The organism is Mycolicibacterium sp. P4_G11, from assembly GCF_056555145.1.
Map to the genome: position 1 here is coordinate 528,731 of NZ_JBFUJW010000005.1, position 21,480 is coordinate 550,210.

The window sequence follows — 21,480 nt, forward strand, 5'->3', positions numbered from 1 at the left end:
ATTAAACAACTTTGTTGAACATCTCTATTCCAGCAGAGCATCATCCATCGCTATAGTCAACAAGATGGTTGAAGATCAACTGCTGGACCGGGCCTATGCCGCCCTGGCCGATCCGACGCGCCGATGGCTGCTGGAGACGCTGCGGCAAGGCGATGCGCGCATCACCGACCTGGCCGCACCGTTGCCGATGACGTTTGCCGGCGTCTCCCGCCATATCGGCGTGCTGGAATCGGCGGGCCTGGTGCAACGCGATGTTCGCGGCCGGGAACGCTGGGTGTCCCTGCGCCCCGATGGGCTGACCGTGGCGCAGCAGTGGATCAACGAACAATCCAACTTCTGGTCGGTGCGGGCAGACGCCCTCGCTGACCGCTTGCGTCGCAAAGGAAATGGTCAATGACAGAGCCCGTCACCGTACGCGTCCAGCGCATCATGCCGGCAGTGCCGGACGTGGTGTTCGGCGAATGGCTGGATGTCGAGTCACTGGCGGACTGGATGTGTCCGCGCCCCGACCGCTGTGTCGCCATCACCGTCGAGCCGCACGTCGGGGGCAAGCTACAGTTCGACGTCGAACACTCCGGCAGCCTCGTCCTGATCATCGGGCGCTTCCTGGAGATCGACCGCCCGCGTCTGCTGCGTTTCACGTGGAGCAATTCGAACTGGCCTGATCCGACGATGGCCAGCGTCGTCAACGTCACCTTCGAACCCCACGGCGAGGGCGAGACGCTGATGGCGATCGAGCACTCCCTGCTGCCGGCTCACGAACAGGAGAACTTCCACAATGGCTGGGAGCTCACCGCCCAACAGTTGGAGACGGTGCTGCGCCGCTGAGCGCACTGCTACCGTCGCCCCGTGGATCTGACGGACTCGTACACCCGCGTGCTGCCGCCGCACATCCGCGACCGGTACGAGTTCATCGAGACCCGCAACGCCGCCGCGATCCTGGCCGCCACCAACCCGCAGCGGTTCGACGAGCTCCTCAGCGCCCTGCACGAATTTCAGCTGCGCACCGACGACCTCGTCCAACCAGGGGGCCAGGAGACCGAGCTGGCAGCGCGGCTCAACACCGCCTTCCGCGACAAGGGCTGGCGCGAGGCACGCGTCGACACCCGTATCCGCCTCGAGCTGCGCAAGATGCCGCACAAGCCCGCCGGCGAAGCGCACCCCACCCTGGCGGACACCGAGGTGTTCAACGAGGGCTACAAGGTCGACAACTTCGTCGACCGGCTGGCACTCGATGTGGAGTGGAATGCCAAGGACGGCAACCTCGATCGCGATCTCAGCGCCTACCGCGCGCTGTACGACGCGGCGCTGATCGACGTCGCCGTCATCATCACCCGCACCCAGACCGACCTGCGCACCCTGGGCTACCGGCTGGGCATCGAGGCCGGCATGGACGACGAGCGCGCCCGCCGGATTCTGGCCACCACGACCACCACCAACACCGAGAAACTGCGGCCGCGGATGCAACGCGGCGACAGTGGCGGCTGCCCGCTGCTGGCGGTCGCGATCTGCGCCCGCACCTGGGTTGAGCACACCCCAGACCCGGACGCCGCAGACACCACAACCGACGAATCCGGACTCGCTGGCCTCTGGGAGGCCTGACCTGTCGGTGTCATCGCCTACGATTTCGTGAAGATCTTCTCCGTTCGAAAAGATCTAATTCGAAGGTAGGAGTGTCAACGTGGCGAAACGCAGCGACCAGGAACAGGCCGCTCCCCTGCGCGATATCGCCGCGCCGCCGCCGCTGCCCACCGTCGACGGCGGCTGGAAGACCGTATTGGCCGACCCCCCTTGGCGTTTCACCAACCGGACCGGCAAGGTCGCGCCGGAACACCGGCGCCTGGACCGCTACTCCACCCTCGACCTCGACGCCATCTGCGACATCCCGGTGTCCACCGTCGCGGCACGCGACTCGCACCTGTACCTGTGGGTGCCCAACGCGCTGCTGCCCGAGGGACTGCGCGTGATGGAGGCCTGGGGCTACCGCTACGTCTCCAACGTCATCTGGGCCAAGCGGCGCAAGGACGGCGGGCCCGACGGCCGCGGTGTCGGCTTCTACTTCCGCAACGTCACCGAGATCATCCTGTTCGGCGTGCGCGGCAGCATGCGCACGCTGCCGCACGCCCGCAGCCAGGTCAACATGATCGAGACCCGCAAGCGCGAGCACTCCCGTAAGCCCGACGAGCAGTACGGCTTCATCGAGGCCTGCTCCCCCGGCCCGTACCTGGAACTGTTCGCCCGGCACCCGCAGCCGGGCTGGACCGCCTGGGGCGACGAGTCCGCCGACGACGTCACGCCGCGCGGCCAGGTGCACAAGGGCTACGCCGGCGGCGCCATCGACGTGCCACCCGTGACCAAGCACGTTCGGCTGGACCCGACGACGTCCGAACGCATCGGCAAGGAACTGCGCATCCGCTACGAGAACGGCGAGAGCATCCGCCAGCTCGCCGAGGAGACCGGCTATGGCATCACCCGCGTGCGCGGACTGCTGGAGCGGGCCGGCACCACGTTCCGCGGTCGCGGGCCGCAATAGAGAATGGGCCCCGCCGAAGCGGGGCCCATTGACAGTTGTCGGCGGTCTACCAGACCCGCACGTAGTCGACGAGCATCTCGGCCGGGTAGCTGCCGCCCTTGGGATCGCCGCCACCGGAACCGGACACAGCCAGGTTCAGCACCGGGAACACCGAGTAGCCGGGCAGGTTGAACGGCCAGTCGTCCAGCGAGTTCGCAGGCACGAAGAAGTACGGCTGCATGCCCTCGGCGTAGTCCTGCCAGAACGACATACCGGCGTCGTTCCAGGTGACGCGCCAGGTGTGCCAGCCGCCGTCGATAGGGTGCGGGTGGGTATCGAACGACGTGCCGTCCGACCGCGCGTGCACGGTCGTGCCCGACGGCCATTCGCCGTTGCCGTACCACTCGGCCAGGTCGATCTCGCCACCGACGACGGGGTGATCGTTGGACAGCCACCAGGCCGGCCAGCAACCGTTGGTCAGGCAGTTGAACTTGATCCGGGCTTCCCAGGTGGTGTTGATGCCACCCCAGAAGGTGCCGAAGACCTTGCCGCTCGTGTACCTACCGTTGGCGTCGCGCGTGGCGCGGATGACCAGGTTGCCCTTGCCGTCCAGGAAGACGTGCTCCCGGTCGTCGCGGTACTGGCCCATGTTCTCCGGGCGGTCCCAGAACACCGGGTTCTTGATGGTCTCGCGCTGCGGGGAGATGTTCCACTTGCCGGGGTCGGGCCGCGAACCAGCGGGGCCGTCGAACTCGTCGTGGAAGATGTAGGAGGGCGTTTGCGCGGCCGGCGGCGGGGCCAGCGGCGGCGTGGGCGAGCTGCCCGGTTGAGGATCCGCCAGAGCGGCGGGGGACGGCATCGCGGCGGCGGCCAACAGGCCCAGCCCCGACGCGCGCATCAAGTTACGACGATCCATTTCCGGCACAGTGGAATATACAAGCCGCTCAGGCAGACTTGACGCAACTTGCGACACGCTTGAAATCACCTGTCAGAGCGGCATTCTCATCGTCTTCGGGCATGCGACAGCACGCCATCAGCAAAACATGGTTCACGTGAAATATCCGTGCCAGCCAGCGAGTCCATGGCGAACTCTCCGAATCAGCAATGTCGAGTACCCGGTTTTGCAGTCAGCCGGGTATTCGACACCGCCGAAAAAAACTGAAACCGTCCGGTAACAAGCCGTTCAGGTTCAGCGTCCGGACTGTTGGCCCTCCCAGACCTGGCCCGCTTCGGCAGCCGCAGCCGCCTCGGCAGCAGCTGACGACGACGCCGCGGCGGCAGCTGCCGATGCAGACGCAGAGGCGTAGGCCTGCGAGCCCGCCGGGCTGCCCAGAGAGTTGCCCGGGCTGCCCGGGGTGGCGAACGCGGCCTCACAGTTCAGCGACAGCAAAACCTGATTGCTGCTCGAACCGCCACTGTTGGCCGGTGCCGAGACCGTGCGGGCGACCTGATTGGTCACCACACAGCTCGGCCACTGGAGCTGATCGCCCACCGTCGTCGACACCAACGGCTTGAAACCCGCGCTAGCCAGCGCAGATCGTGCGTCGCTGAATTTCTGGCCGACCACATTGGGTGCAGAGCCGGCGGAAGCCACGCCACTGCACATCAACGCAACAGCACCCAGCGACGTTGCCGCAGCAACACCCCATGCAGTTTTCATAGGCGCCTATCCTGCCTTAATTGCCGGCGCGGCGCTCATTGTCGGCGCAGTTGAAGTCGCCGGAGCCCACGTCTGCGTCGCGCCGATGTTCACATCCGGCACTTCAGGCTTGTTGAAAACGGTGTTGGTCGGAGCATGGTCAGAACCTGCGACCGCGCCGCCATCAGTGACTCCGGCGGCAACCGCGCCGATCACACCGACCGCTACCATCGCCGCGGCGCCAACGAGGCCCACCAAACGAGTTCTTGCCAGATTCATAGAACAAGGTTCCCGCATTCGTGATATGCGGGCAAGTTAAATTCCTGTTCACGCCATAGTCTGACGCCTGCGTCAATAGCGATTTACGCAGTTCAAATCATCAATATGGGTACTGCTGTGGGTATTGCTGTGGATATTGCTGCGGGTACTGCCCGTACGGATATTGCTGCTGCGGGGGGTAGTACGGGTTGGCCGGCGGCTGGGATTCCACTGGCTGATCGGGCCCCTTTGGCACCTGGATCGGGATCGGCACGGGGACGAACGGCAGCCGGATATAGCTCGTCGTCATGGTCGGCGTCGCCGAGGTCGTCGTCTCCGTCGTAGACGGTGGCGGCGGAGGCGGCGGAGGCGGCGGCTCGGTCGTGGTGGGCGTGGTGGTGGTCGACGGCGGCGGAGTCGTCGTCGGGGCGTGCGTCGTGGTGGTGTGCGTCGGCGCCGGTGCATGGGTCACCGGCGGCTGGTACGTCGGGCTCGGCGGCGGCGGTGGCGGCGCGGGGACTTCGTTGGTGACGGTGACCGTGCTGGGCGGCGGCTCGACCGGAGGCGGCGCAGGAGGCGGTGTCGGCGACTCGCTCATCGACGGCGGCGGGGTGGTCGGCGGGGCGACCGGCTTGCGGTCGCCGGTCAACGCGATGGTCACGCCACCGACGGCGGCGATCGCCGCGAGGGCTGCGACGCCGAAGACGATGAGTGGCAGCCGCTGCCAGGCCTTGGACGGTTCGGCGTCCACCGGCGCGGCCGGTGCCACGTACTGGGCGATCGCGCGGGTCGTCGTGGTGTCGCCGAAGGCATCGTCGCCCGTGTAGGGCAGCAGGTCGCCGCCGCCGTCGGAATCCTCGGACCAGGCCAACGACGGGCCGGTGGCCTTGACCACGCGGTCGGCCGCCGTGTCGGCGGGCAGCTCGAGGTCGGTGACGAGGGCGGCCGGCGCTGTGGCCGAGCCGCCGTCGACGGCGGCGGTCGGCGCGGTGCCACTCAGCAGCGCGGCGGGAGCCATCCCGGTCTGGGCGTCCGCGTCGGCGCCGTACACCGCGAAGAGAGCCGCGCCCACCGCGGCATCCAGCGCGGGCTGTGGGGTTGTGACGAGAGTGCCCGCGGCACCACGTGCCGCGACGTGTTCCGCGAGCCGCGTGCCAACCATCGGGATCCGGGCGCCGCCACCGACTGCGACCACCGAGCTGATGGCCTGCCAGGTAATCTTGTTGCGCTGCAACAGATCATCGAGCTCGGCCAACACCCCGGTCAGCGGTTCGTCCAACAGGCCGGTCAACTCGGCGCGGGTGACCTCGACGTCGCCCTGGTGCTCCGGAATGTCCACCGGCACCGTGGCCGTCGCGGCTTCCGACAGGTGTTCTTTTGCCGCACAGCATGATTCACGGAGTTTCTCCAGTGAACTCACAGCCGCGGTGCCCGCGGTATCCACTCCCCCGGAACCGCTGACCTGGGCGAGCACGTGTGACAGCAGCAGCTGATCGACGGCCTCGCCGGAGAATTCGGTGTACCGCACGGTCTCGATGGGCTCGAACGATGAGTCCGCCGCGGCCAGCGTGATGCTGGTGCCGCCGCCACCGAAATCGAGCAACGCAGCGGTACCGGTGGCCGGCAGACCCGGGTTGGCGTGCAGAGCCGTCAGCGACGCCACCGCATCGGACACCAGCCGCGCCGGTACGCCGTTGGGAGCCAGACTCGGATTGGATCGCATCACGGCCCGCATGGCCCGCAGCGTCGCGGTATCCCAGTGCGCTGGAACGGAAATCGCCAGCTGCCCCGTCGGCGGCTCCCCGCCGGACGCCTCGATCATGGCGTCCAGGGCCTCGGCGACCAGCTGATCGGCGTGATACGCCGTGCCGTCGGGCGCCACCATCGGCACCGGATCACCGACGCGTTCGACGAAGCCGCGGAGCGTCACTCCATCGTCGACGGCATCCGCGGGCAGCCCGACCTGCGGCGCGCGGTCGCGGAACAGGCTCAACACCGCGCGCCGCACCATGGGCGGTTCACCGATGCGCGCCGCGACCAGGTTGGTCGTCCCGATCGACAACCCCAACGCTATAGATTGCCCAACCATGACTACGAAACAACCTCTACAAGTGCTAGGGGCTGTCCGTCTGAGCCGGCTGACCGAGGAGTCAACCTCGGTAGCCAGACAGCGTGAACGGATCGCATGGTGGACACAGGGCCATGATGCCAACGTTGTCTGTGTATCCGAAGACCTGGACACCTCCGGTGCCGTATCGCCATTTGAACGTGACGGTCTCGGTATCTGGCTCACAGATACTCCGCCGCAACCTTGGAACACGTTGGTCGCGTGGAAGCTAGACCGGATTAGCCGGTCGTCGCTGGACACCGAGAACCTTCTCCGTTGGTGCACCGACCGTGGCAAGCGCATCGTCTGCGTAGACGACGGAATCGACACCGATACCCAGATGGGCCAAGTCTGGGTGAAGCTGGCATCCATCTTTGCCGAGGTCGAGCGGAACGCGATTAAGGAACGGGTTCTCCAGTCCCGCAAGAAGCTACGCGCGGAGGCCCGTTGGGGCGGTGAGCAGCTCCACTACGGCCTCCGGCCGGAGAAGCTCCCCGGTGGTGGCTACAAGCTGGTCCACGACGCCGAGGCCGTCGCCGTTATCCGGCGGGTGATCGCAGACGTTCACCGAGGTGACTCAGTCCAGTCGATAGCCGACCAGCTCACTCGGGAGGGTGTTCTGTCCTCCAGCGACAGAGCGCGGCAACTCCAGGGCAAGCCGATCCGAGGCTCGAAGTGGCCAACCACGACGTTGCACCGGCTGTTGGAGTCCAAGACGTTGCTCGGGTACACCACCCACGGAGACGACGCCGACCCGACGGTTCTCAAGGCTCCGCCGATCCTGACGGCCACCGAGTTCCGAGAGCTCCAATCCGTTCTGGCCGGGCGCAAAAAGCCGCGCAACTTCAACCGAACCGGCAAGGCGTCCCCCTTGCTCGGTGTCGCCGTCTGCTACGGCTGCGGAGCCCTGCTCCATCACCGGTCCGCAGAGATGAAGGGCAAGCGGTACCGCTACTACTACTGCCGGTCGAAGTGCACCGAGACAGTCGGCAACATCCAGGCGGACCGGCTGGAGGCGGAACTTGAGGATGCGTTCCTCCGCCACCTCGGGGACGTCGAGGTCTACGACAAGCGGGTGATTCCGGCGTCCGACCACACCGACGAGTTGGAGAACGCAAAGCTGGCGATGGAGGACATCGCCGCCGCGATGGCCAAGGCGTCATCCGCCGCCGTACGTGCGGCACTGGCGGGCCAGATCGAAGAGCTAGATGCGTTGATCGCCAACCTAGAGCGGCTCCCCGTGGAGCCAGCTAGGACCGAGGACGTACCTACCGGTGTGACCTACGGGGAGCAATGGGAGGGCGCCGACACCGAGGGACGGCGCCGTCTGCTGTTGGACTCCGGCATTCGCCTACGGGCGATGCTCGAAGACAGGACCCGCACCCAGGCTGGCGTATTCCGAGGCGAGCTGTGCATCCCCGAGAACATCCGTGCACGAATGAAAGGGACCAAGTGACAACGAAATTCGAGACTGAGCTAGTCATCGACGACATGCCGTCTCTGTACTTTGCCGGTGCTCCGGATATGGCCGTGATCCTGTGGAACCAGGGCCTGGAGCTGACCGACTACCGGAAGTTCCGGGAGGCGGCCGAGTACCTCGCATCGTGGAACATGTCCCAGCTCATCGGGAACACCGACGGCGGACCGACCAACGTAGCCGTCTACATATCCAACTTTGCCCGTGCACACGGGGACCAAGACGGCCTAGCCACACGTATGCGGGAGCTGATGCCGGCCGGGGCTTGGGACCTGTGCGTCCCCGGCATGGCGGGCGGCAAGTGATGGGCGACGGGGTGAACGCTTTTGAGTGGCTGGACGCCGTTCTCCGGCACGACGGCGCCGACGACGTGTGTCGGTTGGTCGCAACGTCGATCGCGCTCTACGGGACGCCGGCCACCGATGACCTAGACAACGATGACATCGAATGGGCATTGATCGACCTAGACGAGCTGGGATTCCTGGAGTACGTCACTGCCCTGGAGGTAGACGGCGGTACCGATCACATGTGGACGCTGCGGATACCCGATGATGTCGCAGCGTGAACTGAGTCACACAATGTCGGGCGGGTTCTCCGTCGACACCTACTACCGAGTGAGAGGGAAAAATGACAGACAAGCTCGAACAGGCCGTACAGGAACTGGTCAACAAGATGGACGAGACATCCGGCCCGGTAGCGGCGCCGAAGGTGTGGAACATCGACCCCGAGTCGATCCGAAACAACGAGCTCGGATTCACAGCCACCGAACGCACGGAGTGACGTAGGTACCAGCGGGGAGGGGTCCGGCTGCGGCCGGCCCTGGCCCTCACGCCCGTGAAGTGAGTCACACAGGAGGGGCAGTCCCCGGAAAAGGCTCCCATTATCAAGTGTGAGGGTAAAGCCACCGGTTGGTGACTCCGGCCACACCGCTCGTGCACATCCGCAGAAAAGGGACCTACTACTAAGTGGGGACCAAATCCCGAAAGTCAGACCTACTACTAAGTGTGAGGGTCAACCCCTTCGCTCAAACTTGGCTCGCTGATCCGCCTCGGTGGGGAGTGATCGCAGCCATCGGGCCTACTCGCTGCTAGGCCCACCCTCGGGACGCCGTTTCCTTTCTTTCCGGCGTCCCTCCTCCTTGGGATCACCCACGGCGACCTCTCTGGCCGTGGGTGTCTCTCATTTGCCTATCCACGTACACGTGCACGGAAAGGAAAGCTGATGCACCTCGTTACACCCGAGTGCCCGCATGGGCACAAGCTCAAGACATCGACCGACCGTGACACACAAGGCCACTGCCGCAAGTGCAAAGCGGACGCCGAACGGCGCCGCAGAGAGCGCAACCGCGCCGCGCTCGCATTGGCCAGAGAACTAGCGGACCGAGTCGCCATGGTGGACGACCCGACACGAACGCAGCTAGTCGAAATCGCCGTCAAACTTCAGGCCCTAGTCGCCTGAACAAGGCAACGAAACACGTTGCCGCACATCGCAGCTTGCCCAGGTGGCAAGCGATAACCCAAGAGGGGGACACATGGTTGACATGGCCACCCTGCCCGTAGAGGTAGCGGAATACATCATCAGGCTACGCAAGGAATCCGCGAGATTACGAGTGGAACGTAACGTGCTCCGCGCCGAGCTGGAGGCATTGAAGGCCGGCAAGTGAGCGTGCCGGCCGTGATCCTCTGGGATCAGGCATACAACCGCAACGGAGACCCGAAGCTCCAGAGGTCCGTGGTCAACGTGATCCGTACCTATGTGAACTCCGACAGCCTTGTCGGCTGGGTGAAGGCCGAGACGCTCGCAGAGGCGACCGGCCTCCAGATTCGAGGGGTTCGCAAGCAGATTGCGGCGAACGTCGAGGCCGGCTGGCTCGAAGTGGTCAAGTCTGGAAACTCATCCGGTCTTGCCAATACGTACCGACTGACCTACCCGAAGGGTGTCCCACAGGACACCCTTGCCACAGATGGCCAACCCGAAAGGGTGTCCTACAGGACACCATTGGAAGGAGAAGGGTGTCCTACAGGACCGGTAAAGGGTGTCCCACAGGACACCCCTACTTCTCCTAGAACTTCTCCTAAAGAGAAGTTCATAGGGGAGGGAACTTCTCCAGAGAAGGGTGTCCCACAGGACACCCTTGCCACCGACCCGTTTTTCGGGTCGGGTATTCGGGCAGCCAACTGCGAAGCAACTAGTCAGTCCAATGGTGTCCCACAGGACACCCTTCGAACCTTCGAGGAACTCGAATCGGCCGCAGCCGGATTCGACCTCCCGGCCGACTTCGATGCGCAGCTCGAAGCATTCGAGAGCCAGCCGGATGCCCCAGGGCCACAGGAGCGGGCCAAGCCGACGATTCACCCAACGAACCCGTTCACGGACCTGGACGACGACACCGAGACCACTATCTGGCTGGAGCCCGGAGATGAGCCGCCCGTAGCCCGTGACCCGTTCGCGGTTTACCGCTCCAGGGCCACAGGAGAGCCAATCAAGGCTTAACCACCCAGACATACCAACTAACACAACTTAGGGCCTCCAGCGAGCAGCTGGGGGCCTTTTTCATGCCCCCAGAAAGGAGGTGAGGCCGTATGGCCGAAGGAACTAAGAACGTCGGCCGGGTGACCATCAAGGTCTCCCCCGACACCAAGGGATTCCGCAAGGAACTAGAGCGGGACCTAGAACGGCAGACCCGAGACCCCGTAGAGGTCAAGGTCGATCTGGACCGGACATCGCTCCGGGAGACCATGGCAGAGCTCAAGGCCCGACTCGGCGCCGAGAGTCCCACGGTCAAGATCAAAGCCGAGGTAGACCGCAACACCGCGCTGAATTCCCTTAAGGCTCTTGGCCCGAAGATGGCCAAGGCTGCGGAGCAAGCGGGTGAACAGGTCTCCACCGGCCTCCAGGCCGGCATGGGAACCGCCGGAGGGTTCGGTAAGCAGGGACTCGCCGGCATGGCCGGCATTGCCGCGCTGGGAGCCCTGATCGCCTCGGTCCTCGCGCCGGCCATCGCCTTGGCCTCCGGCGCCCTAGCGGCTGTCCCAGGGTTGATTACGTCGCTGTTGGTACCCATCGGGGCACTAACCCTTGGTATCGACGGACTCAAGAAAGCGGCGGAGCAACTCAAGGCTCCGTTTGACCAGCTCAAAGCTGTGATGTCGAAGAAAACCGAGGACGTGTTCACGCCGATCCTCGGCGGTCTGAAGAACGTATTCCCAACGCTTACAGCGCAACTGCCCAAGGTAATCGACGGCCTCGGGGCGATGGCCAAGTCCGCTATCGACACCGCGACATCGGCGCAGGGACTGGACCACATCCGCTGGACCATCGGCAACATCGCCGCCGGCCTCCAGGCTGCGGCGCCGGGTATCGGTGCGTTCACCTCCGCCCTACTGGGTCTTGCTACAGGGTTCTCCGACAAGCTGCCAGCGATCGGCCAGTGGTTCTCGCAGATCGGAGCCCAGTTCGACAAGTGGGTTACCAAGGTGACCAGCAACGGGCAGTTGTCCGCTGCGTTCGACAACCTCGGAGCGTCGATCCAGGTTGTCGTGGGCCTCGTAGGCGACCTAGTCGCAAAGGGCATCGAGTGGCTGTCCGACCCGAAATTCGGTACGGCCCTGGTGAGTACGTTCATCGACATTAAGGACGCCATCAACGCGACGATGGCCGTTCTAGGTCCGATGTTCCAGGTGCTGTCGGCAACGCTCACTACGATTCTGGCTCCGCTGCGGCTGTTCACCGGGGAATTTGAGAAGCTGCCACTCCTCCTCCAGGTCCCAATTCAGTTGATGGAGAAGCTGTTCACGTCGATCAGCGGCATGTTCTCCGGCATCAACTGGTCCGGCATGTGGGACGGACTCACCACGGCGGCATCCGTCGCTTGGGAGGCCGTCAAGACAACCGGCTCCGATGCGTGGAACACGTTGGTCTCCGGACTGACCGACGCCGTGGGGCGGATTGTCACGGTGGTCTCCGAGCTTCCGGGCAAGGTCACCTCGGCACTCGCCGGCATGGCAAAAGCCGGCTGGGACGCAGGCGTCCAGCTTGTGCAGGGAATGATTAACGGTGTTGGCTCACTTGTGAGTTCGTTGGTCGACAAGGTCTCCGGCCTTGCATCGTCCGCTATCAACGCTGCCAAGTCGGCTCTGGGTATCCACTCCCCGTCGAAGGTATTCGAGCAACTCGGCCAGTACACCGGGCAAGGGTTCGTGAACGGCTTAGACGCCATGATCGACCCGGCCAGTAAGACCGCACAGTCGCTGGCAGACGCCATCCAAGCGCCGTTTGAGAACCTCGGGACCTACAAGAATCAGGGGATCAACTCGGCGTTCGACTTCGCCAGCGCGAACGGAAACCAACTGATTACCGACCTCGGAGGCTCCGGCAACGGCGCTCTGGAGGCAATCATGGGTTACGGGATGGAGCTCGGCAAGGGTGCGCTGACGGGAGACCTGTTCAAAGGTGCTCAACCGCAAGGCGATACGTTCAACTTCCAAGTGTCGAATATGGACGAGGCACTAGCAGCCAAACAGAATGCGCTCCACAAGCGGGCGCTGCAATACCACTAAAACCATTGACGCACAACTGAATACGACTAGAGCCCTCGGCAACCGCCGGGGGCTTTCTTGTTGACAAGAGAGGGAATCCATTGGGAGACAACGAACAAAGAGAGGCTGCGTTTCAACGGACGCTTACCTCCACCGTGAACTACTTCCAGGCGATCCGAGACGCCGGGGACCTGCCGTGGTTTGAAGACCCGGCCAAGCTCGCACGCCTCGGAATCACATCAACCGGGGTAGACGCGCAGCGAGAGCTGTTCATGCGCCGGTACAAGGGGAAGGCCGCAGCATGACCGACATCGTCACCGAGACCGCCGAGGTACCCGAGGCCGGCCCAGAGGGCCAGCCGGACGTGAACGCCGGCCTCGTGGAGGCACGGGACCGGTACCGGACCGAACGGGATTCCGCCCGTGAGGAACTGACCGCCGCTGCCGCTCGGATTGAGCAGCTCCAGCGGGCCGAGATCGAACGGCTAGCGGACAAGCTGGCCGAGCCAGCCGACCTGTTCACCCTCGGCGGCGTGACCGTGGCGGACCTACGGGACGCCGACGGCAACGTAGACCCCGAACTGGTCTCCAAGGCCGTAGCCGGCGTGCTGGACACCCGGCCGGGCCTCCGTCGCACCCGCGCAGTCGACCCGACGCAGGGCCAAGGCGGGGGAGGCGTAGCCAGGCGAGCCCTGACGTGGGGTCCTCTCCTGAAGCACTGACCGGCCCGAGGCCGGTAGAGCTCCTTTCTAGCTGCCTCTGAGAGGTAGCCCAACAACTTCATACACCGCAACACAATTCGGGCCTCCAGCATATCGCTGGGGGCCTTTGTCATGCCTACACAAAGGACAATCCAATGGCATTTGTTAACAACATGACCGGCGCCGGCCTGACCTCTGCCGCCGAGGCATTCACCCCCGAGGACTTCGGAAAGCTGGTGGACGTCGCCGTGAAGTCGGACTCCGTCGCCGGCCGCGTGGCGACGAGCACCGCCACCGATAAGGACAAGATTCGGTACCCGAAGCTGGTCTCGTTCCCGAGCGTGGCGCATTACAAGCAGCTCCAGGAGATCGCGCTGGCCGATCCGACCACGACTGAAATTCCGGTAGACATCTACCGGACCGCTGGCGCTCACCGGGCGTCGCGGGAGCTGGCCGCCGACTCGACTCCGGACACCGCAGACATGGTTGCCGGTGTGCTGGTCGAACAGATCAAACTGGCTGTTGACGCTGCGTTCCTCGGCAACACGACCCCCGACGGTCCCGACGGGCTGCTGAGCACCAGCTACACCACCGTCGATACCGGCGCTGCGTTGGCCAACCTGGACCCGTTCATCGACGCCAAGTTTGCCGCCGAAGCAAGCGGCGGAAAGCTGACCTCGTGGGTTATGCACCCGAACGTCGCCCGGGACATCCTCAAGCTGAAGAAGCTGACGACCGGCTCTAACGAGTCGCTACTGACGTACAACGATGCAGGCGATCTTGTGATTGCCGGCCTCCCCGTCGTCACTAGCCCTCTGGTCGACGTCAGCACCAAGTTCTGGGGTATCTCCAAGGCCCGCAACGTGTTTGTGATCCGTCAGGGCACCGAGGTGGAGCGGAGCACGCAGTCTTCGTTCCTGAACTACGCGCTCGACATCATGGCGAACTTCCGCTACGGACTCGGCTTCCTGCACGAAGCTGCCAACGTCCGAGGCTACGACGCTCCGTGACGTAGGGCCTAAATAGGTTGGGGGACGGCGGATTAGCCGTCCCCTGCCTGCCAATCTGTTATCTGGGGTAGATCAGAAGTTGGCAGCGTACAACCACTGTCGTGGAGTCTCAATTCCAGATCGAGGACGCGAGAGTAAACATTTTGAGTCGCAGTCCGGAGGACAACGAGGTTGACCTCCAGGTTGGCTACGGCCGTCAGTATCGAGTCGCAGATTTGTTCGGCCGGTACGTCGTCTCCGGCCGCTAGCAGCTCTTGTAGCCGCTCCAGGACCGTCATGGTTACCGGACCTAATCGGATGTTCGGTACGTCGTCAAATTCCCTGACTCGCAGGTTGTAAGCGGTCACTAGCCTTCCCCGTCCTGCCGCAAGTTCACGGGTTCTGAATCGCTTACGGCGCCGGCTCGAATGGCCTTCTCAATATCCAGCAGCATCCCGTCCCACGTCGCCCATCGGGGCTCGTGAGGGTAGGTATCAGGCTCTTCATAGTCGGGCAGCCTCCGCCTGACATCGGCCAGCAGAATCTTTTTGTTGTCCGCTTCCGCCTGCATCCAAGACAGCAGGGCCTCGGACAGGCGAATGAAACCGAGGACGAACCCGGCGAGCGCACCCTCCTCGGAATTGGTGGACCCGCGCTCCGCCTGTCGCTTCACCGCTGCCTTCAGCTCGGCCGCGACGTCCTCCATCGCGTACCGTGACCCGCCCGCCATGTTCTCTCTTGCGACCGCGAGCGCGTCAAGCGTGAAGTCACGCGTCTCTTTACTCCACGGCTCTCGCTCCGCCCCCGACTCTTCCCCTGCCATGGCAACCCCTTTGTTGTAAGCGGACTGTCCCGCACCACAACGGTATCCAGCCCCTACGACAAATCCACACATAAACCGAAAAGGAACACCGTGAACCAAGCCCGCTGCCCGCGAGAAGGCTGCACCAAAAACCCGAGAAGCGGATATGACTACTGCGCTGTTTCATGCCGCGTAGCAGACGACGAGATGGCAAAAGCCGAACGGATATGTCGTGAAGGCCACCCCGGGTCGGCCGAGCTATGGTCCGCTGCTGTCGCGTTCAACGATGCGCTCACCGCGCTACGCAAAGAGTTCGCCTCGGTATACAAGCAGTCCGGTATGACCAAGGAACAATGGCGAGAGCTGGCCTGGCGTGCCGCATAGCACACGAGGCCGTGCCAGAAACGACCCCAACAGGTTGCAAGACGTAGCCATCCAACGCGCCAACAAACACGGCACCGAGTACGCGTTCTCCGCCGGCCCTCCGGTCATCGTGTTGGACCGGCCGCAGCTCCATATCCACAAGGCCAAGCACAAGGGAATGTTTATGCGCGATTGATGCATAACATGCAGCCCACCCCCACGGGAGGAGCCCCTCACCCCGGCACCCCGACCGGGAGGTAATGCGGCTCTGACATCTGATGCATATGCATAGCTCAGATTTTCGACTCCCACGAACTAAACGCCCACGTCATGCATATTTATGCATGGCTAGAGCAGGCCCAGAAAGGGCCGGAAAGGGACCAAGTTGGCCGAGGTAACCCCAACCATCCCCCGTGCCCCGGCAGGGCTCCACAAGGCCGGTAAGGCCCTCTGGCGGGACATCCGCGCCGTCTTCAACTTCACCGAGGAGCCTCACCTGGTCGCCATACTTGAGCAGGCTTGTCGAGTTCGTGACCGGTTGGACGAACTGCAAACCGGTATGGCCGGTCAGCCGCTGATAGGCCCTTACGGGTCTGCGAAACAGTTGACCGTTCACCCGCTGATCGCCGAAATCCGGTTCCAGCAAAAGACACTGACCGAGCATCTACGCGCTCTCGGCCTCCCGGACAACGGGGACGGGGAGTCCATCTCCGACCGCAACAGGCGCGCCGCCCGCGTCAGGTGGGATGACCGCTAATGCCCACGCGCTGGAATACCAACGCGCACAAAGACACCGGCCCAGATATGGCCATGTTCCAGTCGTGGCTCCACGACTGTATTACCCACATCGACCCAGACCACCCCGTAGACAGGAGTTACCGGTGCCATACGCCACCCCCGCAGACGTCCAGTCCCGATTAGGCCGGGAGCTGGACCCCGCAGAGACCGGCCTCGTCACCATCCGCCTAGCGGACGCAGAGAGGCTTATCCGCAAGCGAATCCGTGACCTAGACGACCAGGTCACCGCCGGCACGATCGACGCCGAAGACGTCAAACAGATTCAGGCCGAGGCTGTTCTCCGCCTCGTGCGTAACCCCGAGGGGTACACCTCGGAGTCCGACGGCAATTACTCGTATCAGTTCAGCTCACAGGCCGCATCGGGCAAGCTGGAGATTCTGGCCGCCGAGTGGCAGGCCCTCGGAGTCCAGACCGGCGGCATGTTCTGCATCGTCCCGAACCTGGTGAGGCCCCTGTGAGCTTGCTACACAAGGGAACTGAGGCCGTCACGGTCTACCCACAGGGGGTCACCACCGACTCCGACGGAAACACCATCACCCGGCCGAGCACCGTCGGCATCGTCGCCCGTGCGTCGGTCCAGCCGATCGGTTTCACCGAGGACCAAACCACCGGATTCACCACCGAGAGCCGATACCGGCTCCGGCTGGTAGGCGGCCCCCTCCTCGGCCCGCAGAGTGCCGTGGAGTGGCAGGGCAAGCGGTACGCCATCGAAGGCGAACCCCGGCAGTACACCGGCTCCCCGCGTACGCGGCATACGTCGTACGTCATGGTGAGGGCCTAGTGGCCGTACGTCTCTACGCGGACAAGACAATCAACACCATCGTGAGCCACCTGGACGGTGTCAACGCCGAGGTCCAGGCCGTAGCCAACAAGGGCGGCAACGCAGCCAAAGCCCGTCTAGCCGGCCACAAGCGCAAGCGGATCGACGGGACCGTATCCGGTGCTCACATCGAAGTGGAGCACGGAGAGGTGGATTCCGAATTCATGCTCAAGGGACCCAACGCTATGGCCCTGGAGTTTGGCCACTCCCCCTCCGGAATCTTCAAGGGCACCAAAACCAAGGCGCCCGAAGGCATCTACGTCATCACCCGAGCGGTAGATGCCCTATGACCGTCAGACCCGCCAAACTGGCTCTACCGATCCTCCGGGAGGCCCTGCCGGGCGCCACGATCGGCACGTGGGAGCCCGGCGCCGATCACCGGCAATTGCCGTACGTCCACCTCCGCCGCGACGGCGGTATCGGCTCCGGTATGCCGGACCTGCTGACGTTCCCAGTCGTGGAGATGACCGCCTATTCGGCGGAGTCACCCGGTGACGCCGAGGACATCTACCTGGACGCCCTGGGGGCTCTGAGAGCCGCTGTGCGACGTCGGAAAGTTGTTCCGGGAGTTGGACATGTCCACTCACTGGCAGAGACCCAGGGAGCCACACAGGTGGCCTCCCGCGTGCCGGACACGTTCGCAGTGGAGGGCAAGGTTCGGCTAGGCATTCGGCCGGCGGCATAAGACCGGCATCACTGTTGGGGAGCCACGATCCTGCCAAGCTCCGCGATGGTCTCATCGGTCGACACGTCGCTGTCATGTTTACGCATCAGGACGAGCAGGTTAGCGAGCATTCCCATCCCAACCAGAAGCTCGCTAAGCGCGGCCTCTACTGGCTCGTCTTTGTGCCTAGTCAGCCTTGTAACAAGCGCCGCTTCACTTTTCGGACCCGGTCCGTCCTCTTCGATGACAGCGTCGAGTACCTTCAGAGCTTCACGCGCCCACGCGCGGTTTTCTTCGGTCATTCCCATGTTTGGGAGTCTGACACGTACACGTCTTGTTCCAACCCGGAATAGCCACGCGAGTCAAATTCATTTAGCAATCACTTGCGCTGGAGAACCCCAGCTGGTGGCTCATAACCCCACCACCCTAACGCGCGACCGTGTCAGCGCAGCTTGTGACACGTACGAACGGCGTTCTCGCAGATTACTTTTCGTCCGCTGTGCCCACCCTGTGGACCAAACCGGCTGAGCCTGTGCACCCGGTGTGTTGCAATGTCCAACATGGGCGAGGACGCGACGAGGCCGCTCGAAAACTTGAATTTCAAGCCGAAAACCGGTGCTGCTCTTCATATCTGATTACTTGGCAACGGCGATCAGCGCTCCCGGTTGCAGCCATCGCATGACCTTGACCAAGGTGCCCTCGTCGATCGCCACACATCCGGCCGTCGGGCCGTCACCGATGTGCACGAAGAACGCGCCACCGTTACCGGGCGTCCGCTGCGGGTTGACGCCCATGACGACGGCGTACTTGTAGGGCGTGATGTCGAGGTTCTCGGTGCCACTTGCCGGGTCGGTATCGAAGCGGCACTGCGCTTGCTTGCAGACCTGCATGGTGTTGTAGGTGGGGCTCTTCATATCGCCGTCCCACCAGTGATCCGGTGTGGTCTGGACGTATTGCAGACCCGTCCCCGGGTTGGCCGCGGTACCGAACGCGAACGGCAGCGTGAAGATGCCCATCGGGGTCTGCAGGTTGCCGTCGTGGCTCTGCGGGACCATGCCCTTCGAGCCCACGTGCGCCGGGATGCCGACGGCGACGGCGTCCCACCCGGCGGGCCCGCGCTGGTACACGTCCATCTTGGCCGACGAACCGCCCACGCCCACAACCGAAATCACCTGCGTGGCCGAACCCACCGAGTTGGCGAACCACGGCGTGACCACCGCGTTGCCGACCGGAGCCAGTGCCACCGCCAGCGCGGCAGCACACAGCAAAGCGAACAGTCGGCGCACCCGTCCATGGTCGAGAACGGTCCGATGGCTGGTCAAGCCAGGGCGGGTCAAGGTTTGGGCACGATAGGGCTTCGGCTTGAAAACCCGCTGGGTGCAAGCAGTGGCAGGCACACCAGGAACCACACGCCGCCCAGCAACCACCCCGCGAGGACATCCGTCGGGTTGTGCACGTTGAGCACCACCCGACTCACCCCGACGACCACCACGATCACCGCGCAGAGCACCTCGATCAGCCGGAGGCGGGCCACCTGAGCCATCCGGAACACCGCGCACAGCCCCAGCGCACCGGCGATGGTGCCCAGCGCATGCCCGGACGGGAACGACCAGGACGGTTCGTGCGCCAGCGCGGTCAGCGGCCGTGCCCGTTGCGCGATGTCCTTGGCGACCTCGGTCACCAAACCCGACAACGCGACCGCGACCAGTAGGAAGATCGCGGTGCGCCGCTGCCGCCGGGCCAGCGCGACGAACGCGACCAGCACGGCAGTGATCTGAAAGGTCCACGGACCGAATACGAAGGACAGCCATCGCCAGCCCAGCACCCAGCCGGGGTGCGCCACGCCGTAACGGTGCGCGGGTTCGAGCAGCGACTCGTCGAGCGTCGTCACCCAGGACCACTGTGCGACCCAGCCCACCCACAGCAGGGCGTAGCCGATCGCGGCCGCGGCTACGATCAGCCAGCGGTTGCGGTTCGTCACCGGTCTCCTTCTCAGTTCCGTTTCTGGCGAGAAATTCGCTACGGGCCGGAACATATTTGTCACGGCCACGAAACAAACTGACCATAGCTTCGCTAACCATGACCCAAGACCTCAGCCAGGAGCCGTTGCCGGCCACAGCTGTACCAGAAGTCGATCAGGACCGGTTGACCGCGACGCGAGAGACCTTGGAGGACTACACCCTTCGATTCGCGCCGCGCAGCTACCGGAAATGGTCGACGCGCGTGGTCGGAATCTCGGCGTTGGGTGGCATCGCCTACCTGGCCGACTTCGCGATCGGTGCCAACATCGGCATCTCGTACGGCACCACCAACGCGCTCGCCGGAATCGCGATCTTCGCGGTCGTCATCCTGCTGACCGGGTTTCCCGTGGCCTACTACTCGGCCCGCTACAACATCGACCTGGATCTGGTGACCCGCGGCAGCGGCTTCGGCTACTACGGCTCGGTGGTCACGAACGTCATCTTCGCGACGTTCACGTTCATCTTCTTCGCGCTCGAAGGGTCGATCATGGCCCAGGGCCTCAAACTGGGCCTGGGCATACCACTGTGGCTCGGCTACGCGGCGTCGACACTGGTGATCTTCCCGCTGGTCATCTACGGCATGAAGGTGCTCTCGACACTGCAGGTGTGGACCACCCCGCTGTGGCTGGTCCTGATGGTCCTGCCGTTCGGCTACCTGCTGATCTCGCACCCCGAATCGATCCACGACTTCTTCGCCTACCAGGGCGCCAACGGCGCGCAGGGCTTCGACATGGGTTCGACGCTGCTGGCTGCCGGTGTGTGTCTGTCGCTGATCGCCCAGATCGCCGAGCAGAACGACTACCTACGGTTCATGCCGCCGAAGACGCCCGAGAACAAGCGGTCGTGGTGGACCTGGATGATCCTGGCCGGCCCCGGCTGGGTGTTCTTCGGAGCCATCAAGCAGATCATCGGCCTGTTCCTGGCCGTCTACCTGATCGGGCACGTCGCCGACAGCGCCGGCGTCGCCAACCAGCCGGTGCACCAGTTCCTGGAGATCTACGACAACTTCCTGCCCAAGTGGCTGGCGCTGACCCTGGCCGTGATCCTGGTGGTCATCAGCCAGATCAAGATCAACGTCACCAACGCCTACTCGGGCTCGCTGGCCTGGACCAACTCCTACACCCGCGTCACCAACCACTACCCGGGCCGGATCGTGTTCCTCGGCGTCAACCTGCTGATCGCGCTGGTGCTGATGGAAGCCAACATGTTCGACTTCCTGAACACCATCCTCGGCTTCTACGCCAACTGCGGTATGGCCTGGATCGTGGTCGTGGCCAGCGACATCGTGTTCAACAAGTTCGTGCTGAAGCTCTCACCGATGCAGCCCGAATTCCGCCGCGGCATGCTCTACGCCTTCAACCCGGTCGGATTCGGATCCATGCTGATCGCGGCGGGTCTGTCGGTGATCGCGTTCTTCGGCGGGCTGGGTGAGGCCCTGCGGCCGTACTCGCCGCTGGTGGCGATCGTGCTTGGCCTGGTGCTGCCGCCGATCTTCGCTATCGCGACCAAGGGCAAGTACTACCTGCGCCGCACCGACGACGGCATCGACCTGCCGATGTACGACGAGTACGGCAACCCGTCCGACGCGCACCTGCTGTGCCAGAACTGCCACCACGAGTACGAGCGGCCGGACATGCTGGCCTCGGCCGAGGGCGGCTACATCTGCTCGCTGTGCCTGGCGACCGACAAGACCGGAGAGCACGTCCTGCCTGCGCAGACCTGACGGCGACACGGCCACGAACGGCGTCGAGCGGGACAACACGTCCACGCTCGGCGCCGTTTCGCGTGGTGG

The 21,480-nt window shown here is 64.1% G+C and carries 27 protein-coding genes; 19 read left to right on the forward strand and 8 right to left on the reverse strand.

The features are described 5' to 3' along the window. Positions 1-64 precede the first annotated feature (64 nt). The 4 genes from AC1U2B_RS13890 to AC1U2B_RS13905 all read left to right on the forward strand — a co-directional run bounded on the left by AC1U2B_RS13890 (position 65) and on the right by AC1U2B_RS13905 (position 2,533). Positions 65-397 carry an ArsR/SmtB family transcription factor gene (locus AC1U2B_RS13890; RefSeq protein ID WP_043987896.1) on the forward strand — a complete coding sequence of 111 codons (333 nt, stop codon included), beginning with the start codon at positions 65-67 and terminating at the stop codon, positions 395-397. Beyond that, positions 394-828 (forward strand): SRPBCC family protein, encoded by a 435-nt coding sequence (locus AC1U2B_RS13895; RefSeq protein ID WP_480217235.1) that lies wholly within the window; start codon positions 394-396, stop codon positions 826-828. Before AC1U2B_RS13890 ends, AC1U2B_RS13895 begins: the two co-directional genes overlap by 4 nt. Before the next feature lie 21 nt (positions 829-849). Continuing rightward, entirely contained in the window at positions 850-1,602 is a 753-nt protein-coding gene (locus tag AC1U2B_RS13900; protein WP_480217236.1) for a BglII/BstYI family type II restriction endonuclease, read from the forward strand. Between the two features lie 79 nt (positions 1,603-1,681). Continuing rightward, positions 1,682-2,533 carry an MT-A70 family methyltransferase gene (locus AC1U2B_RS13905; protein WP_043390060.1) on the forward strand — a complete coding sequence of 284 codons (852 nt, stop codon included), beginning with the start codon at positions 1,682-1,684 and terminating at the stop codon, positions 2,531-2,533. A gap of 46 nt (positions 2,534-2,579) precedes the next feature. Here the strand turns inward: AC1U2B_RS13905 and AC1U2B_RS13910 are convergent, their stop codons facing one another. The 4 genes from AC1U2B_RS13910 to AC1U2B_RS13925 form a co-directional block, all read right to left on the reverse strand. Beyond that, on the reverse strand, positions 2,580-3,428 hold the full coding sequence (locus tag AC1U2B_RS13910) for a glycoside hydrolase family 16 protein (RefSeq protein ID WP_081936485.1): 849 nt from the start codon (positions 3,426-3,428) through the stop codon (positions 2,580-2,582). A gap of 273 nt (positions 3,429-3,701) precedes the next feature. After that, positions 3,702-4,172 (reverse strand): PASTA domain-containing protein, encoded by a 471-nt coding sequence (locus tag AC1U2B_RS13915; protein WP_260934041.1) that lies wholly within the window; start codon positions 4,170-4,172, stop codon positions 3,702-3,704. Between the two features lie 6 nt (positions 4,173-4,178). Beyond that, on the reverse strand, positions 4,179-4,430 hold the full coding sequence (locus AC1U2B_RS13920) for a hypothetical protein (protein WP_156127068.1): 252 nt from the start codon (positions 4,428-4,430) through the stop codon (positions 4,179-4,181). A gap of 100 nt (positions 4,431-4,530) precedes the next feature. Further along, on the reverse strand, positions 4,531-6,498 hold the full coding sequence (locus tag AC1U2B_RS13925; RefSeq protein ID WP_480217237.1) for an Hsp70 family protein: 1,968 nt from the start codon (positions 6,496-6,498) through the stop codon (positions 4,531-4,533). On the opposite strand from AC1U2B_RS13925, the gene AC1U2B_RS13930 reads away from it, so the two are divergent. The 8 genes from AC1U2B_RS13930 (at position 6,497) to AC1U2B_RS13965 (ending at position 14,241) form a co-directional block, all read left to right on the forward strand. Beyond that, positions 6,497-7,972, forward strand: a complete 1,476-nt coding sequence (locus AC1U2B_RS13930) for a recombinase family protein (protein ID WP_480217238.1) — start codon at positions 6,497-6,499, stop codon at positions 7,970-7,972. The two genes, AC1U2B_RS13925 and AC1U2B_RS13930, sit on opposite strands and share 2 nt — an antisense overlap. Before the next feature lie 35 nt (positions 7,973-8,007). Further along, a complete protein-coding gene (locus tag AC1U2B_RS13935) occupies positions 8,008-8,298 on the forward strand; it encodes a hypothetical protein (protein WP_480217239.1) in 291 nt (96 codons plus the stop codon). A gap of 11 nt (positions 8,299-8,309) precedes the next feature. Then, positions 8,310-8,558, forward strand: a complete 249-nt coding sequence (locus AC1U2B_RS13940) for a hypothetical protein (protein ID WP_480217240.1) — start codon at positions 8,310-8,312, stop codon at positions 8,556-8,558. Positions 8,559-8,620: 62 nt separating this feature from the next. Beyond that, positions 8,621-8,773 (forward strand): hypothetical protein, encoded by a 153-nt coding sequence (locus AC1U2B_RS13945; RefSeq protein WP_480217241.1) that lies wholly within the window; start codon positions 8,621-8,623, stop codon positions 8,771-8,773. An 894-nt stretch (positions 8,774-9,667) separates the two neighbouring features. After that, positions 9,668-10,486 carry a hypothetical protein gene (locus AC1U2B_RS13950; protein ID WP_480217242.1) on the forward strand — a complete coding sequence of 273 codons (819 nt, stop codon included), beginning with the start codon at positions 9,668-9,670 and terminating at the stop codon, positions 10,484-10,486. An 89-nt stretch (positions 10,487-10,575) separates the two neighbouring features. After that, on the forward strand, positions 10,576-12,552 hold the full coding sequence (locus tag AC1U2B_RS13955) for a phage tail protein (RefSeq protein WP_480217243.1): 1,977 nt from the start codon (positions 10,576-10,578) through the stop codon (positions 12,550-12,552). Positions 12,553-12,832: 280 nt separating this feature from the next. Further along, positions 12,833-13,252 (forward strand): hypothetical protein, encoded by a 420-nt coding sequence (locus AC1U2B_RS13960; RefSeq protein WP_480217244.1) that lies wholly within the window; start codon positions 12,833-12,835, stop codon positions 13,250-13,252. A gap of 134 nt (positions 13,253-13,386) precedes the next feature. Next, entirely contained in the window at positions 13,387-14,241 is an 855-nt protein-coding gene (locus AC1U2B_RS13965; RefSeq protein WP_480217245.1) for a phage major capsid protein, read from the forward strand. A 346-nt stretch (positions 14,242-14,587) separates the two neighbouring features. On the opposite strand, the gene AC1U2B_RS13970 is transcribed toward AC1U2B_RS13965, so the two are convergent. Then, positions 14,588-15,043, reverse strand: coding sequence for a hypothetical protein (locus AC1U2B_RS13970; RefSeq protein WP_480217246.1), 456 nt, complete (start codon positions 15,041-15,043; stop codon positions 14,588-14,590). Between the two features lie 186 nt (positions 15,044-15,229). Between AC1U2B_RS13970 and AC1U2B_RS13975 the strand changes: the two genes are divergently transcribed. From AC1U2B_RS13975 to AC1U2B_RS14000, 6 genes are all read left to right on the forward strand, one after another. Continuing rightward, positions 15,230-15,406, forward strand: coding sequence for a hypothetical protein (locus tag AC1U2B_RS13975; protein ID WP_480217247.1), 177 nt, complete (start codon positions 15,230-15,232; stop codon positions 15,404-15,406). A 364-nt stretch (positions 15,407-15,770) separates the two neighbouring features. Next, positions 15,771-16,142: a hypothetical protein gene (locus AC1U2B_RS13980; protein ID WP_480217248.1), complete on the forward strand. Its 372-nt coding sequence runs from the start codon at positions 15,771-15,773 to the stop codon at positions 16,140-16,142. A gap of 124 nt (positions 16,143-16,266) precedes the next feature. Continuing rightward, on the forward strand, positions 16,267-16,641 hold the full coding sequence (locus tag AC1U2B_RS13985) for a Gp19/Gp15/Gp42 family protein (protein ID WP_480217249.1): 375 nt from the start codon (positions 16,267-16,269) through the stop codon (positions 16,639-16,641). Continuing rightward, complete coding sequence (locus tag AC1U2B_RS13990; RefSeq protein WP_480217250.1) at positions 16,638-16,964, forward strand: hypothetical protein; 327 nt, start codon at positions 16,638-16,640, stop codon at positions 16,962-16,964. The genes AC1U2B_RS13985 and AC1U2B_RS13990 overlap by 4 nt, the downstream gene beginning before the upstream one ends. Continuing rightward, the gene (locus AC1U2B_RS13995) at positions 16,964-17,293 is read left to right on the forward strand and encodes a DUF5403 family protein (protein ID WP_480217251.1); all 330 of its coding nucleotides are present in this window, start codon (positions 16,964-16,966) and stop codon (positions 17,291-17,293) included. The genes AC1U2B_RS13990 and AC1U2B_RS13995 overlap by 1 nt, the downstream gene beginning before the upstream one ends. Then, complete coding sequence (locus tag AC1U2B_RS14000) at positions 17,290-17,688, forward strand: phage tail termination protein (protein WP_480217252.1); 399 nt, start codon at positions 17,290-17,292, stop codon at positions 17,686-17,688. Before AC1U2B_RS13995 ends, AC1U2B_RS14000 begins: the two co-directional genes overlap by 4 nt. An 8-nt stretch (positions 17,689-17,696) precedes the next feature. On the opposite strand, the gene AC1U2B_RS14005 is transcribed toward AC1U2B_RS14000, so the two are convergent. From AC1U2B_RS14005 to AC1U2B_RS14015, 3 genes are all read right to left on the reverse strand, one after another. After that, on the reverse strand, positions 17,697-17,975 hold the full coding sequence (locus AC1U2B_RS14005) for a hypothetical protein (RefSeq protein ID WP_480217253.1): 279 nt from the start codon (positions 17,973-17,975) through the stop codon (positions 17,697-17,699). A gap of 327 nt (positions 17,976-18,302) precedes the next feature. Further along, positions 18,303-18,953 carry a L,D-transpeptidase family protein gene (locus tag AC1U2B_RS14010; protein ID WP_051954405.1) on the reverse strand — a complete coding sequence of 217 codons (651 nt, stop codon included), beginning with the start codon at positions 18,951-18,953 and terminating at the stop codon, positions 18,303-18,305. A 47-nt stretch (positions 18,954-19,000) separates the two neighbouring features. Then, on the reverse strand, positions 19,001-19,648 hold the full coding sequence (locus AC1U2B_RS14015) for a phosphatase PAP2 family protein (RefSeq protein ID WP_260934051.1): 648 nt from the start codon (positions 19,646-19,648) through the stop codon (positions 19,001-19,003). Positions 19,649-19,746: 98 nt separating this feature from the next. On the opposite strand from AC1U2B_RS14015, the gene AC1U2B_RS14020 reads away from it, so the two are divergent. Continuing rightward, a complete protein-coding gene (locus AC1U2B_RS14020) occupies positions 19,747-21,411 on the forward strand; it encodes a purine-cytosine permease family protein (RefSeq protein ID WP_480217254.1) in 1,665 nt (554 codons plus the stop codon). Positions 21,412-21,480: the final 69 nt, after the last annotated feature.

Bases quoted from the DNA above. Each gene is read 5' to 3' on its own strand.
- AC1U2B_RS13915 (WP_260934041.1), bottom strand. From the start codon at position 4,172: ATGAAAACTGCATGGGGTGTTGCTGCGGCAACGTCGCTGGGTGCTGTT.
- AC1U2B_RS13925 (WP_480217237.1), bottom strand. From the start codon at position 6,498: ATGGTTGGGCAATCTATAGCGTTGGGGTTGTCGATCGGGACGACCAAC.
- AC1U2B_RS13935 (WP_480217239.1), top strand. From the start codon at position 8,008: ATGCCGTCTCTGTACTTTGCCGGTGCTCCGGATATGGCCGTGATCCTG.
- AC1U2B_RS14000 (WP_480217252.1), top strand. From the start codon at position 17,290: ATGACCGTCAGACCCGCCAAACTGGCTCTACCGATCCTCCGGGAGGCC.
- AC1U2B_RS13890 (WP_043987896.1), top strand. From the start codon at position 65: ATGGTTGAAGATCAACTGCTGGACCGGGCCTATGCCGCCCTGGCCGAT.
- AC1U2B_RS13975 (WP_480217247.1), top strand. From the start codon at position 15,230: ATGGCAAAAGCCGAACGGATATGTCGTGAAGGCCACCCCGGGTCGGCC.
- AC1U2B_RS14005 (WP_480217253.1), bottom strand. From the start codon at position 17,975: ATGGGAATGACCGAAGAAAACCGCGCGTGGGCGCGTGAAGCTCTGAAG.
- AC1U2B_RS13955 (WP_480217243.1), top strand. From the start codon at position 10,576: ATGGCCGAAGGAACTAAGAACGTCGGCCGGGTGACCATCAAGGTCTCC.
- AC1U2B_RS13920 (WP_156127068.1), bottom strand. From the start codon at position 4,430: ATGAATCTGGCAAGAACTCGTTTGGTGGGCCTCGTTGGCGCCGCGGCG.
- AC1U2B_RS13945 (WP_480217241.1), top strand. From the start codon at position 8,621: ATGACAGACAAGCTCGAACAGGCCGTACAGGAACTGGTCAACAAGATG.
- AC1U2B_RS13970 (WP_480217246.1), bottom strand. From the start codon at position 15,043: ATGGCAGGGGAAGAGTCGGGGGCGGAGCGAGAGCCGTGGAGTAAAGAG.
- AC1U2B_RS13965 (WP_480217245.1), top strand. From the start codon at position 13,387: ATGGCATTTGTTAACAACATGACCGGCGCCGGCCTGACCTCTGCCGCC.
- AC1U2B_RS13960 (WP_480217244.1), top strand. From the start codon at position 12,833: ATGACCGACATCGTCACCGAGACCGCCGAGGTACCCGAGGCCGGCCCA.
- AC1U2B_RS14020 (WP_480217254.1), top strand. From the start codon at position 19,747: ATGACCCAAGACCTCAGCCAGGAGCCGTTGCCGGCCACAGCTGTACCA.
- AC1U2B_RS13910 (WP_081936485.1), bottom strand. From the start codon at position 3,428: ATGGATCGTCGTAACTTGATGCGCGCGTCGGGGCTGGGCCTGTTGGCC.
- AC1U2B_RS13895 (WP_480217235.1), top strand. From the start codon at position 394: ATGACAGAGCCCGTCACCGTACGCGTCCAGCGCATCATGCCGGCAGTG.
- AC1U2B_RS13930 (WP_480217238.1), top strand. From the start codon at position 6,497: ATGACTACGAAACAACCTCTACAAGTGCTAGGGGCTGTCCGTCTGAGC.